Source organism: Arthrobacter sp. BC5, assembly GCF_056680255.1.
Window position 1 is genome coordinate 1,593,142 of record NZ_CM155273.1, and the last position, 13,918, is coordinate 1,607,059.

Genomic DNA, 13,918 nt, shown 5'->3' on the forward strand with positions numbered 1-13,918 from the left:
GGCCCGGGAAGGACCACCATGACCCTGAACACCACGGATGCGGGCCGCACCGCCGAGAGGCCGGCCCGTCGGCGCAGGTCCCGGCTGGCCGCCGTCGTCCTGACCGCGCCGCTCCTCGCGGCCCTGATGCCCGCGCCCGCGCTGGCCGACCACACGGGTGCGCCCGGCACGGTCGCGCTCGTCGGCTCCCTGCAGGCAGAGCTCGGCTGCCCCGACGACTGGCAGCCGGCGTGTGCGGCCACGAGACTCCTACCCGTGGACGGTTCGCCGGACACCTGGTCGGCGACCTTCGACGTCCCCGCCGGATCCTACGAGTACAAGGTGGCGCTGAATGAGTCGTGGGGAGAGAACTACGGCGCCGGGGGCGCCGCCGGTGGCGCGAACCTGGTGCTGCAGGCCCCGGGGGGCCCGGTGACCTTCACCTACAACCACCGCACGCACGCCGTCTCGAGCGACCTGGCGGAGGCGCCCACGGGTTCGATGGCGGCGCACTGGCTGACCGCCGGCACCTTCGCCTGGGGAGCGGACGTGCCCGCGGATGCGCGCTTCCGGCTGTACTCCGCCCCGGAGGGCGGACTGGTGGCAGGGGACGACACCGTCACGGGTGGCACCTACCTCGACCTCGCGCGGCAGAGCGATGCCCTGCCCGCCGATCTCGCCGCCCGGTACCCGCACCTGGCCGACCTCCCGACCATGACGCTGGGCAAGAAGGACGCCCGGAAGGCCGCGGACCTGCTGAAGGGGCAGCTGCTCCTCGCCGCCGTCTCGCCGGAGGGAGAGCTCCTGGCGACCACGGGCGTCCAGGTGCCCGGCGTCCTCGACGACCTCTACGCGGGCGCCGCACGCCAGCAGCTCGGCCTCAGCTGGAAGGGCAGGAAACCCCACCTGGACCTCTGGGCCCCGACGGCGCGCAGCGTGTCCGTACAGGTCTTCCGTGACGGCTCCGGGGGAGACCCGATCGCCACGCGTCCCCTCCGCGCGGGCAAGGACGGCGTGTGGAGCGCCGACGGCGAGAAGGACTGGAACGGGGCGTACTACCTGTACGACGTCGAGGTCTTCGTGCCCGAGACCGGCGCCGTGGAACACAACCTCGTGACCGACCCCTACAGCGTCGGCCTGTCCACCAACTCGGAGCGTTCCCTGTTCGTGGATCTCTCGGACCCGGCCCTGCTGCCGGCGTCGTGGTCCAGCCTGGCCAAGCCGGCCCTGCAGCGCCCCGAGGAACTGTCCGTCTACGAACTCCACGTGCGCGACTTCTCGATCACGGACACCACGGTGCCCACGGCCGAACGCGGGACCTACGCGGCCTTCAGCCGGCCGGGGAGCGACGGGATGCAGCGGCTCTCGGGCCTCGCCGACAGCGGCCTGAACGCCGTCCACCTCCTGCCCGTGAACGACATCGGCACCATCGAGGAGGACAGGGCCCGGCAGACCGAACCCGCCTGCGACCTCGCCTCGTTCGCCCCCGACAGCACGGAGCAGCAGGAGTGCGTCACCGACGTCGCCGCCCGCGACGGCTTCAACTGGGGCTACGACCCGCTGCACTACACGACGCCTGAGGGCTCCTACTCGACGAACCCCGCGGACGCCACCCGCATCCGCGAGTTCCGCGGCATGGTCGCGTCACTCAACGAGACGGGCCTGCGCGTCATCCAGGACGTCGTGTACAACCACACGGCGGGCGCCGGCCAGTCCTCGACGAACAACCTGGACCGGATCGTGCCCGGCTACTACCACCGCCTCGACCCCGGGTCGGGCGCCGTCGAGACCTCGACCTGCTGCCCGAACACGGCGACGGAGCACACCATGATGGGCAAGCTGATGGTCGACTCGATCGTCACGCTCGCCCGCACCTACAGGCTCGACGGCTTCCGGTTCGACCTCATGGGGCATCACTCGAAGCAGAACATCCTCGAGGTCCGCGCGGCCCTCGACGCGCTGACGCTGGAGCGCGACGGCGTGGACGGCAGGTCCATCTACCTCTACGGCGAGGGCTGGAACTTCGGCGAGGTGGCGGACAACGCCCGCTTCGTGCAGGCCACCCAGGCGACCATGGCCGGCACCGGCATCGGCACGTTCAACGACCGGCTCCGGGACGCCGTGCGCGGCGGCGGACCCTTCGACGACGACCCGAGGATCCAGGGCTTCGCCTCGGGGCTCCTGACGGACCCGAACGGCGTCGCGGGCAACGGGACCGAGGCCGAACAGCGCGCCCGGCTGCTGCTGTCCCAGGACCAGATCCGGGTGGGGCTCACCGGCAACCTGAAGGACTACGCGTTCACGGACCGCTTCGGCAATCAGGTCACGGGCGCCGACGTCGACTACAACGGTGCCCCCGCCGGGTACGCCGCCGACCCGCAGGAGAGCATCACCTACGTCGAGGCGCACGACAACGAGACCCTCTTCGACGCACTCGCGTTCAAGCTCCCGGCCGATACCCCGATGGCGGACCGCCTTCGGATGCAGACCCTGGCGCTCTCCACCACCGCGCTGGGCCAGGGTATCTCCTTCTGGCATGCGGGCGGCGAGGCGCTGCGCAGCAAGTCGCTGGACCGCAACAGCTACGACTCCGGCGACTGGTTCAACATCCTCGACCACACCGGCACGGACAACGGCTTCGGCCGGGGCCTGCCGCCGCGGGCGGACAACGAGTCCAAGTACGCGTTCATGCAGCCGCTGCTCGCCGATCCGGCCCTCAAGCCGTCCCCGGCGGACATCGGGGCGGCGAGCGCCCAGGCGCAGGACCTGCTGAGGATCCGGCAGGGCAGCCCCCTGTTCAGCCTCGGCACCGCCGAACTCGTGCAGCAGAAGCTGTCCTTCCCGGGCAGCGGTCCCGACCAGGTGCCCGGCGTGATCGTGATGCACCTGGACGACACCGTCGGCCCGGACGTCGATCCGGAGCGGAAGGGCATCGTCGTGGTCTTCAACGCCTCCGACGAGGCCACGACGCAGCGCGTGCCGGCCGCTGCCGGCACGGGCTTCGCGCTGCACGCCGTCCAGGCGGACGGGAGCGACGACGTCGTGCGTCAGGCAGCAGCCGGCGCGGACGGATCGTTCACGGTCCCGGCCCGCACGGTCGCGGTGTTCGAGGCGCGGTAGTCCGGCCTCCCCGGGGTCCGGTATCCCCTGCGGGGTGCCGGGCCCTGCGCGTGGCAGGGGCCTCAGGACGCCGGCGCGGCGGTGCTCGACCTGATGATCAGCGCCGTGCGGGCCGAGTGGTTCATCGGACGGTAGGCGTCGGGGTCCTGCAGGATCTGCAGCAGGCGCTCGACGGCCCGCTTCCCCTGCTGCTGGGGGAACTGGGCCACGGTGGTCAGGCCGAGCGCCTCGCCGAGCTCGTGGCCGTCGATGCCGATCACCGAGACGTCCTCGGGAACCCGCAGGCCGAGCTCACGGGCGGCCAGGATCGCGCCGATGGCCATCTCGTCCGAGGCGCAGAAGACGGCGGTCGGGGTGTCACGCGGGTAGCCGAGGAGCTGTTTCGCCTGGCTGTAGCCGCCCTGGATGGTGAAGTCCGCGTCCACGCGCCAGGTCGGGAGGATCTCCAGTCCGGCCGCGGCCATCGCCGATTCGTAGCCGTGGCGTCGGGTCCCGGCGATCCGGAAGTCGTTCTCGAAGGCGTCGGACCCGCCGATGTGGGCGATACGCCGGTGGCCGAGGCCGATGAGGTGCTCGGTGGCGAGCTCGGCGATCTCGCGGTCGTTGACGCTGTAGGTCTCGGCCCCCGGGAGCGGCCCGCCGATCCCGACGACGGGCTTGCCGACCGCGAGGAGCTGGCCGAGTTCCTCCCGGCTCAGCTCGAGCGAGACCGGGATGACGCCGTCGCACCGCTGGCGCAGCAGGAATTCCGACAGGACGCGGTCGCGGATCCCGGCGTCCTCGTTCAGGTTGTAGAGCGTCAGATCGTAGCCGGCGGTGAGGAGCGACGCCGCGAGGCTGTCCACGATCTGCGAGTAGTACCAGCGGGCCACCGACGGCACGACGACCCCGATGTTGCGGTGCCGCCCGGACGCCAGGGAGGACGCCGTCGAGCTGACGACGAATCCGAGTTCCCGCGCGGCCTGCAGAACGCGTGCGCGCGCCCGCTCCGAGACCCGCCCGTTGCCGCTGAGGGCGCGGGAGACGGTGGCGGTGGAGACGCCGGCCAGCTCGGCCACGTCCTTGATGCCCGCCATGGGCCCCCTTCCGCGCTCGCAGCAGTGATGGGGACACCCCGGCCAGGGTGTCCCCATCCGATCATTCCGGATCGGTGGCGGATCTCCTACCCGGCGGCGGCCATCAGCCAGACACACGCATCCGGGGCGAGCAGGCCGTCCGTCACGGAGTCCGGCGAGCTGGCGGCGATGACCGTTCCGTCCGGCAGCGGAGCGGCGAACTCGCCCATGTTCAGGACCACGAGCACCTCCCCGTTGCGGAAGGCGACGACATCGGACGCCTCGAAGTCGCGGGACCAGCTGAGGGAACCGGCACCGAGGCGCAGGTCACGGCGGAGCTGCAGGGCGCTGCGGTACAGCGACAGGGTGGACTCGGCGTCCGCCGACTGCACATCGCGGGCGTACTCGGCCCAGCCCTCGGGCTGGGGCAGCCACGGTGTGACGGTCCCCTCGGCGCCACCGAACCCGAACGACGGCTCCTCGGCCTGCCAGGGAAGGGGGACGCGGCATCCGTCGCGGCCGATCCGTTCGCCGGCCGTGCGGACGAACGTCGGGTCCTGCCGGGCGTCGTCGGGCATCGCCGTGTGGTCGGGCAGGCCGAGCTCCTCGCCCTGGTAGAGATAGATGCCACCGGGCAGCGCGAACATCGCGAGCGACGCCGCGCGGGCCCGGGCGAGGCCCGTCACGGTGTCGGGCTGGGCGTCGGCGTGGCCGATGCCGTCGCCTCCGCGCGGCGGGCCGTCCGTCAGTCCGAACCGGCTGGCGTGCCGGACGACGTCGTGATTGCTGAGCACCCACGTGGTGGGGGCGTCGACGGCGTCGAACGCGGTCAGCGAGGAGGAGATGACGTGCCGGAGGCCATGGGCGTTCCACGGGTGGTGCAGGTAGGCGAAGTTGAACGCCTGGTGCATCTCGTCCGGGCGGACCCAGTTCGTGAGCCGCGGCAGGGGGTCGATCGAGGCCTCGGCGCACAGGATGCGCTCGCCGTCGTACTCGTCGAGGATGGCCCGCCACTGCCGGTAGATGGCGTGGATCTCGTCCTGGCCGAACATGGGCGCTTCCCAACCCGGGAAGCCCTCGGAGGAACCGCCGTCGGCGCGTCCGCCCCAGTCGGGCAGCCCCTCCGCCTTGATGAGCGCGTGCGCCACGTCGACGCGGAAGCCGCCGACGCCGCGATCGAGCCAGAAGCGCAGGACGCGCTCGAACTCGGCCCGCACCGCGGGGTTGTCCCAGTTGAAGTCGGGTTGCGAGGAGTCGAACAGGTGCAGGTACCACTGCCCGGGCGTGCCGTCGGGATCGATGACGCGCGTCCAGGCCGGCCCGCCGAAGTGCGACTGCCAGTTGTTGGGCGGATCGCCGCCGTCTTCGCCGCGGCCGTCCCGGAAGATGAACATCGCGCGTTCCGCGGAACCCGCGGGAGCCGCGAGGGCGGCCTGGAAGAGGACGTGCTCGTTGGAGCAGTGGTTCGGCACGAGGTCGACGATGACGCGGATGCCGAGGCCGTCCGCGCGGGCCACGAGTGCGTCGAAGTCGGCCAGTGTGCCGAACAGGGGGTCCACGTCGCAGTAGTCGGCGACGTCGTACCCGCCGTCGCGCTGGGGGGAGGTGAAGAACGGCGAGAGCCAGACCGCATCGATGCTGAGCTCGGCGAGGTGCCCGAGCTCCGCCGTGATGCCCGGGAGGTCGCCCATCCCGTCCCCGTTCGAATCACGGAACGAGCGCGGGTACACCTGGTAGATGACGGACGAGCGCCACCACTGGTCGCCCTCGGACGGAGCGTGGAGTGGTGCATGGAAGGCGTCGGGTGAGGACAGGGCCTCGCCGAGCAGGAGGGGGGCGATCTCAGACATGCGGATCATCCTAGACCCCGAGCAGCCGGATTGTGGAAGCGTTTTCATTGATCAGCCTCCTGTCCTTGCGTCTTTCCTGAGGTTCCTGCCAGCCACTCGCCCTTCTTTGGTCAAATCGGATGCAAGCGTTTACAGTGTGAGTCGGGTCACCGTCGCCTCCGAGTAGGGAGCGGCTGCGACACGCACATCTCCCGGTCCGCGAAGCCCCGCGCTTCCTGCCGGGAGATCGACAGAAGCCGCTCATGAAAGGTTCACCAATGAAGGTGCGATCCCCCCAGCCGACGCGTCGGCACGCCCTGCTCACCGGCGTCGTGTCGGTGGCCGTCCTGGCCCTCACGGCCTGCGGCGGAGGAGCCTCCGACCCCTCCTCGGCCGGTTCCAGTTCAGCCGCCCCGAATCTCGCCGAGGGAGGCGCCACCACCCTCACCATGTGGGTCGACGCCGAACGCGCCCCGGCCCTCGAGGAGATCACCAAGTCCTTCAAGGAGGACACCGGCATCGAGGTGAAGCTCGCGGTCAAGGACTTCGCCGCGGTCCGTGACGACTTCATCACCCAGGTGCCCACCGGCAAGGGACCCGACCTCATCGTGGGCCCGCACGACTGGCTGGGCACCTTCGTGCAGAACGGCGTCGTGGCGCCCGTGGAGCTCGGCGACAAGGCGTCGGAGTTCCAGGAGTCCACCATCCAGGCCATGACCTATGACGGCAGCGTCTACGGTGTCCCGTACTCCCTGGAGAACATCGGCCTGCTGCGCAACACGGATCTCGTCGCCGAGGCAGCGGGCACCTTCGACGAGGTCATCGCCAACGGCCAGGCCGCCGTCGCAGCAGGCGACGCGACCTATCCCTTCCTGGTGGGCCTGGACCCCAAGCAGGGCGACCCCTACCACATGTACCCGCTGCAGACCTCGATGGGCGTCCCGGTCTTCGGGCAGAACGAGGACGGCAGCTACAACGCCGACGAACTGCTGCTCGGCGAGCCGAACGGCGTCGAATTCGCCAAGAAGCTCGTGGAGTGGGGCGACACCGGGTCCAAGATCTTCAACTCGAACATCACCGGTGACATCGCCAAGGAGAAGTTCAATGCCGGCGAGTCGCCCTACTTCCTGACCGGCCCGTGGAACGTCCCCGACGCGCAGGCCGCCGGCCTGAACCTCGCCGTCGACGAACTCCCCACGGTCGGCGACCAGGACGCCCAGCCCTTCATCGGCGTCAACGGCTTCTTCATCTCCGCGCAGAGCGCCAACGCGCTCGCCGCCAACGAGTTCGCCGTGAACTACCTGAGCACCGAAGCGGCGCAGGATGCCATGTACGACGTCGGAGGACGCCCGCCGGCGCTCAAGGCCAGCTTCGACAAGGCAGCGTCCGATCCCATCGTCGCCGCCTTCGGTGAGATCGGCGCGAATGGCGTCCCGATGCCCGCACTGCCCGAGATGCAGGCCGTCTGGGCCGACTGGGGAGGCACCGAGCTCGCCCTGATCAAGGGTGAGGGTGACCCCGCCGCGGCGTGGACCACCATGGTGGGCAACATCGAGGCGAAGATCGCCGCCCAGTAGTACCCGCAGTACACAGGCGCCCGTCGCTCAGGCGGCGGGCGCCGCCCTTCTCATCGCCACCCCTTCGCGGTGGCGGCACCACAGCAGCGGCCTTCCGCGCCGAACACCGAAAGCCTCCGCCATGCTCACATCGGCCCCTCCCGGCCCGGCCGCAACGCGTCCTCCCAAGAAGACCGCCGTCCGCTCCGATTCGACCCTCGGCCTGCTCGCGAAGATCGTGCTGCTCGGCCTCGTGGACGCCTTCGCGGTCTACGTCCTCATCACGCTCTTCCTGCAGGAGAAGTGGGTGATCCTCCTCGTCGGCGCGGCCGTCACGGTCCTCGTCAACTGGATCTACCTGCGCCGGGGCGGGCTGCCGGCGAAGTACCTGGCGCCCGGGATCTTCTTCCTCGTGGTGTTCCAGGTGTTCGTCATGATCTACAGCGGCTACGTCGCCTTCACCAACTACGGCGACGGACACAACAGCACCAAGGCCGACGCCGTGAACGCGATCCAGCTCTCCGCACAGCAGCGCGTGCCGGACTCGCCCGCCTACCGGGTCTCGGTCCTCGAGGCCGATGGCGTGTTCCACCTCCTCGCCACCGACCCCGACGGCGGGGTGTCCGTCGGCACCACCGGGGAGCCGCTCGAGGAGGCCGACGACGCCGTCACCGACGGCACCGGCAAGGCCGTGGAGCTCGAGGGCTACCGCACGCTCCAGTTCGGGGAGGTCCTCGCGAACCAGGAGGACATCCTGGCGATCACCGTCCCGTTCTCCGACGACCCCGAGGACGGCAGCCTCAGGACCAGTGACGGCTCGAGCGCCTACGTCTACCGCCCGTCGCTGAGCTACGACGAGGCCACGAGCACCTTCACCGACCTCGGGACCGGGACCACCTACTCCGACACCGGCGAGGGCTCCTTCCGGTCCGCGGACGGCGAGCAGCTCAGCACCGGCTGGAAGATCAACGTCGGCTTCGACAACTTCGTGAAGGCGTTCGCGGACCAGGACATCCGCGGCCCGCTGCTCCAGGTGGCCCTGTGGACCTTCACCTTCGCGATCGTCTCCGTGCTGTCCACCTTCGCGCTCGGACTGTTCCTCGCGAACGCCTTCAACCTGCCGGACCTCCGCGGCAAGCGCATCTACCGCATCCTCATGATCCTGCCGTACGCGTTCCCGGCCTTCCTCGCCGGCCTCGTCTGGTCAGGCCTCCTGAACCCCGAGTTCGGTTTCGTCAACAACACCTTCTTCGGGGGCGCGGACATCCCGTGGCTGACGGATCCTCTGCTCGCCAAGGTCAGCGTCCTGGTCGTGAACCTCTGGCTCGGGTTCCCCTACATGTTCCTGGTGTGCACCGGGGCCCTGCAGTCCCTGCCGGAGGAGGTCAACGAGGCCGCCCGCATGGACGGCGCCACCGCGTGGCGCACGTTCACCGCCATCAAGCTGCCCCTCCTGCTGGTCTCGGTCGCGCCCCTGCTCATCGCGAGCTTCGCGTTCAACTTCAACAACTTCAACGTCATCTACATGCTGACCGACGGCGGCCCCCGCTTCTCGGGCACGACCGCCAATATCGGCCATACCGACATCCTGATCACGATGGTCTACGAGATCGCGTTCGGCACCGGTGTGGGCCGCGACTACGGCCTGGCCAGCGCCCTGTCCATCATCATCTTTCTCATCGTCGCCGCGATCTCCGCCATCAGCTTCCGGCAGACCAAGGCTCTGGAGGACATCAACTGATGACCACGTTCACCGATCCCCAGGCGGCCCCCGCCGCAACGACCACGGGCAGGCCCGGGAACATCCCGGAGCAGCGCAGGCGCACGTTCGGCCAGTGGTTCAGGCACAAGGGGTGGCGCCACGTCGTCGGCATCGCGACCACCGCCTTCGCCGTGTTCCCGCTGCTCTACGTGCTCTCCGCAGCCCTGAACTCCAACGGCACCATGGCCGGCTCCAACGTCCTGTTCAGCAGGTTCGACACCGGCAACTTCGAGGCGCTCTTCAGCAACCCGAGCAGGCCCTTCGGCCGGTGGTTCGTGAACACGTTGATCATCGGGGTGGTGACCTCGGCGGCCACCGTCTTCCTCGGGGCCCTCGCCGCCTACGCGTTCAGCCGCATGCGCTTCACGGGTCGCCGGGTGAGCCTGCTCTCGCTGCTGATCCTGCAGATGTTCCCCCAGCTGCTCGCCGTCGTGGCGATCTTCCTGCTCCTGAACGCCATCACGGACGTCGTGCCGTGGCTCGGCCTCGGCAGCCAGCTCGGCCTGATCATGGTCTACCTCGGCGGCGCGCTCGGCGTGAACACCTACCTCATGTACGGGTTCTTCAACACGGTCCCGAAGTCCCTCGACGAGGCCGCGCGGATCGACGGCGCGAGCCACGTGCAGGTGTTCTTCACGATCATCCTGCCGCTCGTCACGCCCATCCTCGCCGTCGTCGGGCTCCTCGCGTTCATCGGCTTGAGCAGCGAGTTCGTGATCGCCAGCGTGGTGCTGACGGACCCCGACTCGCAGACCCTCGCCGTCGGACTGTACTCCTACGTGGCGCAGCAGCGGTCCGAGAACTGGGGCGTCTTCGCCGCGGGCGCGGTCCTCGCGGCCGTACCCGTCATGGCCCTGTTCCTCTTCCTGCAGAAGTACATCACCACCGGGCTCGTCTCCGGCTCCGTCAAGGGCTGACCCGTGCAGGACCCGTTCCTCGCACCGCACCACGACGGCTCGCCCCTGTACGTGCCCGAGCAGTCGCCGGCCGTCGGGGACACCCTGGCGGTGCGCGTGCGGATCCCCGCCCGCTGGGGAATGCCGGGGCGGGTGTTCGTCCGCTCGATCCGCGACGGCGAGGGGCACTACGACGAGGCCCGGCCGCTCCCCGGGGCGTTCGGGGATGACGACGGATGGTCATGCTGGGAAGCGCAGGTCACCGCGGTCAACCCGACGCTGCGCTACCGGTTCCTGTTCGAGTTCCCGGGCGGCGACGGGCCCGTGCTGCGCTGGCTCACCGCCACGGGCACGGCCCCGCGGGACACCCCCGACCGGGACGACTTCCGGATCGACTGCCGCCCCGCGCCGGCGTCGTGGGCTCGCGACGCCGTGATCTACCAGGTGTTCCCCGACCGGTACGCCAGGTCCTCCGCCGCGGTGCCCCTCGACGCCCTGCCCGACTGGGCCGTCGCGTGCTCCTGGGACGAACCGGTTCGGCCGCACGGGGAGCTCACGCCCCGGCAGGTGTACGGGGGAGACCTCGACGGCATCACCGAGCGCCTCGACCACATCCGGGACCTCGGCGCCACCGTGCTGTACCTCACGCCCTTCTTCCCGGCACGGTCCAACCACCGGTACGACGCCTCGACGTTCGACGAGGTGGACCCGCTCCTCGGCGGCGACGCAGCCCTCGTCCGGCTCGTCGAGGCCGCCCACGCGCGCGGCATCGCCGTCCTCGGGGACCTCACCGTCAATCACACCGGAGACGCCCACGACTGGTTCCGGAAGGCCTCCGCCGATCCGACCTGCGAGGAGGCCGGCTTCTACTACTTCAGCGAGGACGGCACGGAGTACGCCTGCTGGTTCGGCGTCCCCAGCCTGCCGAAACTCGACTGGTCCTCACCTGAACTGCGCCGGCGCTTCGTCGAGGGGCCGGAGTCCGTGGTCGCCCGGTGGCTGCTTCCCCCCTTCAACCTCGACGGCTGGCGGATCGACGTCGCCAACATGACCGGGCGGCACGGGGAGGTGGACCTCAACCGGGAGGTCGCTGCGCTCATCCGCGCCACCATGGACGCCGTCGGGCCAGGGCTGATGCTGCTCGCCGAATCCACGGGCGACGCCACCGAGGACCTGTCCGGGCGGACCTGGGACGGCGGCATGACCTACTCGAACCTCACGCGCCCGCTGTGGCAGTGGCTGTCGCGCGGGTACCAGGAGACGGCGGCCATCAACTTCTTCGGCACGCCGTCGGCGGGCGTACCCCGGATGGGTGGTGACGGCCTCGTCGCCACCCACACGGCGCTCGCGTCGGGCTTCTCCTGGCGGGTCCGCTCACAGAACATGACGGCGCTGAACACCCACGACACCGCGCGCGCCGCCACCGTGATGGTCGACGGCGGTGCCGCCGTCGGGCTCGCCCTCACCTTCCTGCTGCCGGGCCTGCCCACCATGTTCGCCGGCGACGAGTTCGGGCTCGGGGGCGCCACCGGCGAGGACGCCCGCACGCCCATGCCGTGGGACAGCCCGGGTCGGCGACCGGCGGACAGGCGGGGGTTCCTCGCGGACCTGGCGGCGTTCCGGCGGGCCTCGCCCGCGGTGCGGGACGGAGCGGTGCGCTGGCTGGTCGCCGCACCCGACGTCGTCGTGTTCGTGCGCGAGCACGAGGAGGAATGCCTCGTGGTCGCGGCGGCCCGGGCGGACTTCGGCGGTGTGCGGGTGGCATCGGACCTCTTGCCCGGTCCGTGGGACGCAGCCCGGCCGGTCGACCTGGGCCCGGGCGGAGCAACAGTGGAGGAAGCGGGCGGCGCCCTCGAGATCTCGGGGCACGGCCCCGGCGTCCAGGTGTGGCGCCTTCCCGGGGTGCGGACCGGCGGCAGGCCGTAGCCGCGATGTCCCGCCGCCGGTGGGATGGGGCGGGTGGCATTTGTCCGGGGAGGCGGTCAGACTGGATGGATGGAACACATCCTGGAGGATCGCCATGCTTGAGGAGCTCGTCGAAGCCTTCGCCATCGGCGTGGGGGTCCTGTTGGCGCTCGGTGCCGGCACCGGGGTCGCCGGCTGGGTCGTGGTTCGGAAGGTCAGGAGTTCGCGGATCATCGAGCGCACGAAGGACCGCGGCATGCTGGCCGCCCGCGCCTACTCCCCGGACGCGCTGACGCGGGAACCCGCGCGGCTCATCGGCAATCTGTCCCGGTCCTCGCGGGCCACGCACCTCGCCCTCGCGGAGGCGACCGCGCAGAACCGACCCGTCGGCGACCTGCCGCGTGCCGCCGCCGAGATCGACCGGGCCGCGGCCTCCCTCGAGAACCTGCTGAGGGCGGCGGACCGGGAGCCCAACCGCGCGCTCAAGGAGGAATGGACGAGGGACCTCGCCACCCAGGCACGCGCCCTCGACGAACTCTCGGCCGATCTGCGCCGCTGTCTGCTGCAGACCTCGCGGTCCATCGACACACTCCAGCTCGAGCGCGCCACCACGCGCCTGCGCACCGAGATCTCGGCCATGGGCACCTGGCGGGACACCTACGGGAACCGGCAGGCGTGGTAAGAGGTTGAGCAGGTAGCCACACCACAACCAGCCGGGGGTCCGAGCAATGTCGATCAAACGCCGCATCACGCGCATCGTGCAGGCCAACCGCAATGCGGTGGTCGAATCGAAGCAGGATCCCCGCGTCCAGGCGCAGAATGCGCAGGTGGCGCAGCGTAACCTGCTGGACCAGGCGCGTCGCGGGGCCGCCGACGTCGCCGCACACCACCACCGCGTGGGGCTGGCCGCGAACGACGCCGCCGCCTACCTGAACCGGGTCGAGGCCGCTGCCGCCGCCGCTGTGCAGCGGGGCGACGACGACGCCGCCCGTGCAGCCATCCGCGAGTCGATGACGGCGCGGCGACGACTCGAGACACTGACCCGGCAACTGCAGGAAGCGGAGCAGCAGGCGCGCCGGCTCCACGAGGACGTCCAGCGGCTCGAACAGCGCGTGCGGCAGAACGCCATGGAGTACGACGCCATGCTCGCGCGGCGCGCGGCGGCGCAGGCCGCCATCGGCGTCCATGACGCCCTGGCCTCGTCATCGCGGGAAGCGGCGGCGATCGACGCCGCGCGCCGCAGCACCGAACTCGAGGTGCGGCGCTTCGAAGCCCAGGTTCAGGCACGCGAGGAGCTCTCGTGGACCGATCCGTCATCGCCTCGCCTGCAGCAGGCCTTCGAGGAGCTCGAGGCGGAGGCGGCCGCGCAGCAGGAGCTCGAGGAGCTCAAGCGGAGGGGTTCCCGAGGCTATCCTCCAGCGCAGTCCTGAGGGCGTGCAGGACGGCGTCGTCCACGTCCTCCTCCCGGCGGAGCCGGAGGCGCCACGCGAACGCGTCGCCGGTGGCCCGCACCGGCTCGAGCCCTGGCAGTCCCGGGACCGCCAGCCGGAGGAACAGGTCCACCGCGGTCCTGGTGGTCGGCGTGAGCTGCGCGAACTTCCGCCGCGAGGTCTGGAGCGATACGTAGGTCTTGCGCATCTGGATGACCGCTTCGGGGGTCTCCGCGGCCCACAGGAGGATGCGATCCGCGACGGCTCGGAGGGCGGGCCGGTCCGCGTACTGGGCGTCGTACAGCTCATCGGCGGAGCGCAGGAAGGACTCCGGGAGCCCGAACACCTCCCAGTCGACGCTCATCAGGTTGTACCCGGTGACTCCC

Annotated in this window: 10 protein-coding genes; 7 read left to right on the forward strand and 3 right to left on the reverse strand. The window is 70.5% G+C overall.

Features of this window, described 5'->3' with window-relative positions; translation table 11 throughout:
• The first annotated feature begins 18 nt into the window (after positions 1 to 18).
• Entirely contained in the window at positions 19 to 3,099 is a 3,081-nt protein-coding gene (pulA, locus tag AC1MFI_RS07395; RefSeq protein ID WP_479820462.1) for a pullulanase-type alpha-1,6-glucosidase, read from the forward strand.
• A 62-nt stretch (positions 3,100 to 3,161) separates the two neighbouring features.
• On the opposite strand, the gene AC1MFI_RS07400 is transcribed toward pulA, so the two are convergent.
• Positions 3,162 to 4,175 carry a LacI family DNA-binding transcriptional regulator gene (locus AC1MFI_RS07400; protein WP_479820463.1) on the reverse strand — a complete coding sequence of 338 codons (1,014 nt, stop codon included), beginning with the start codon at positions 4,173 to 4,175 and terminating at the stop codon, positions 3,162 to 3,164.
• Positions 4,176 to 4,261: 86 nt separating this feature from the next.
• On the reverse strand, positions 4,262 to 6,004 hold the full coding sequence (locus tag AC1MFI_RS07405; RefSeq protein WP_479820464.1) for a glycoside hydrolase family 13 protein: 1,743 nt from the start codon (positions 6,002 to 6,004) through the stop codon (positions 4,262 to 4,264).
• A 257-nt stretch (positions 6,005 to 6,261) separates the two neighbouring features.
• Here AC1MFI_RS07405 and AC1MFI_RS07410 point away from each other — a divergent pair, with 257 nt between their 5' ends.
• From AC1MFI_RS07410 to AC1MFI_RS07435, 6 genes are all read left to right on the forward strand, one after another.
• Entirely contained in the window at positions 6,262 to 7,560 is a 1,299-nt protein-coding gene (locus tag AC1MFI_RS07410) for a sugar ABC transporter substrate-binding protein (protein ID WP_479820465.1), read from the forward strand.
• Between the two features lie 121 nt (positions 7,561 to 7,681).
• Positions 7,682 to 9,280 (forward strand): ABC transporter permease subunit, encoded by a 1,599-nt coding sequence (locus AC1MFI_RS07415; RefSeq protein ID WP_479820466.1) that lies wholly within the window; start codon positions 7,682 to 7,684, stop codon positions 9,278 to 9,280.
• The gene (locus AC1MFI_RS07420) at positions 9,280 to 10,218 is read left to right on the forward strand and encodes a sugar ABC transporter permease (protein WP_479820467.1); all 939 of its coding nucleotides are present in this window, start codon (positions 9,280 to 9,282) and stop codon (positions 10,216 to 10,218) included. Before AC1MFI_RS07415 ends, AC1MFI_RS07420 begins: the two co-directional genes overlap by 1 nt.
• A gap of 3 nt (positions 10,219 to 10,221) precedes the next feature.
• Positions 10,222 to 12,123 carry an alpha-amylase family glycosyl hydrolase gene (locus AC1MFI_RS07425; protein ID WP_479820469.1) on the forward strand — a complete coding sequence of 634 codons (1,902 nt, stop codon included), beginning with the start codon at positions 10,222 to 10,224 and terminating at the stop codon, positions 12,121 to 12,123.
• Positions 12,124 to 12,217: 94 nt separating this feature from the next.
• Positions 12,218 to 12,784 (forward strand): hypothetical protein, encoded by a 567-nt coding sequence (locus AC1MFI_RS07430; RefSeq protein WP_479820470.1) that lies wholly within the window; start codon positions 12,218 to 12,220, stop codon positions 12,782 to 12,784.
• 46 nt (positions 12,785 to 12,830) lie between these two features.
• Positions 12,831 to 13,532, forward strand: a complete 702-nt coding sequence (locus tag AC1MFI_RS07435) for a PspA/IM30 family protein (RefSeq protein ID WP_479820472.1) — start codon at positions 12,831 to 12,833, stop codon at positions 13,530 to 13,532.
• Here AC1MFI_RS07435 and AC1MFI_RS07440 read toward each other — a convergent pair.
• Positions 13,489 to 13,896, reverse strand: a complete 408-nt coding sequence (locus AC1MFI_RS07440) for a DUF5655 domain-containing protein (RefSeq protein ID WP_479820474.1) — start codon at positions 13,894 to 13,896, stop codon at positions 13,489 to 13,491. The two genes, AC1MFI_RS07435 and AC1MFI_RS07440, sit on opposite strands and share 44 nt — an antisense overlap.
• Positions 13,897 to 13,918 lie beyond the last annotated feature (22 nt).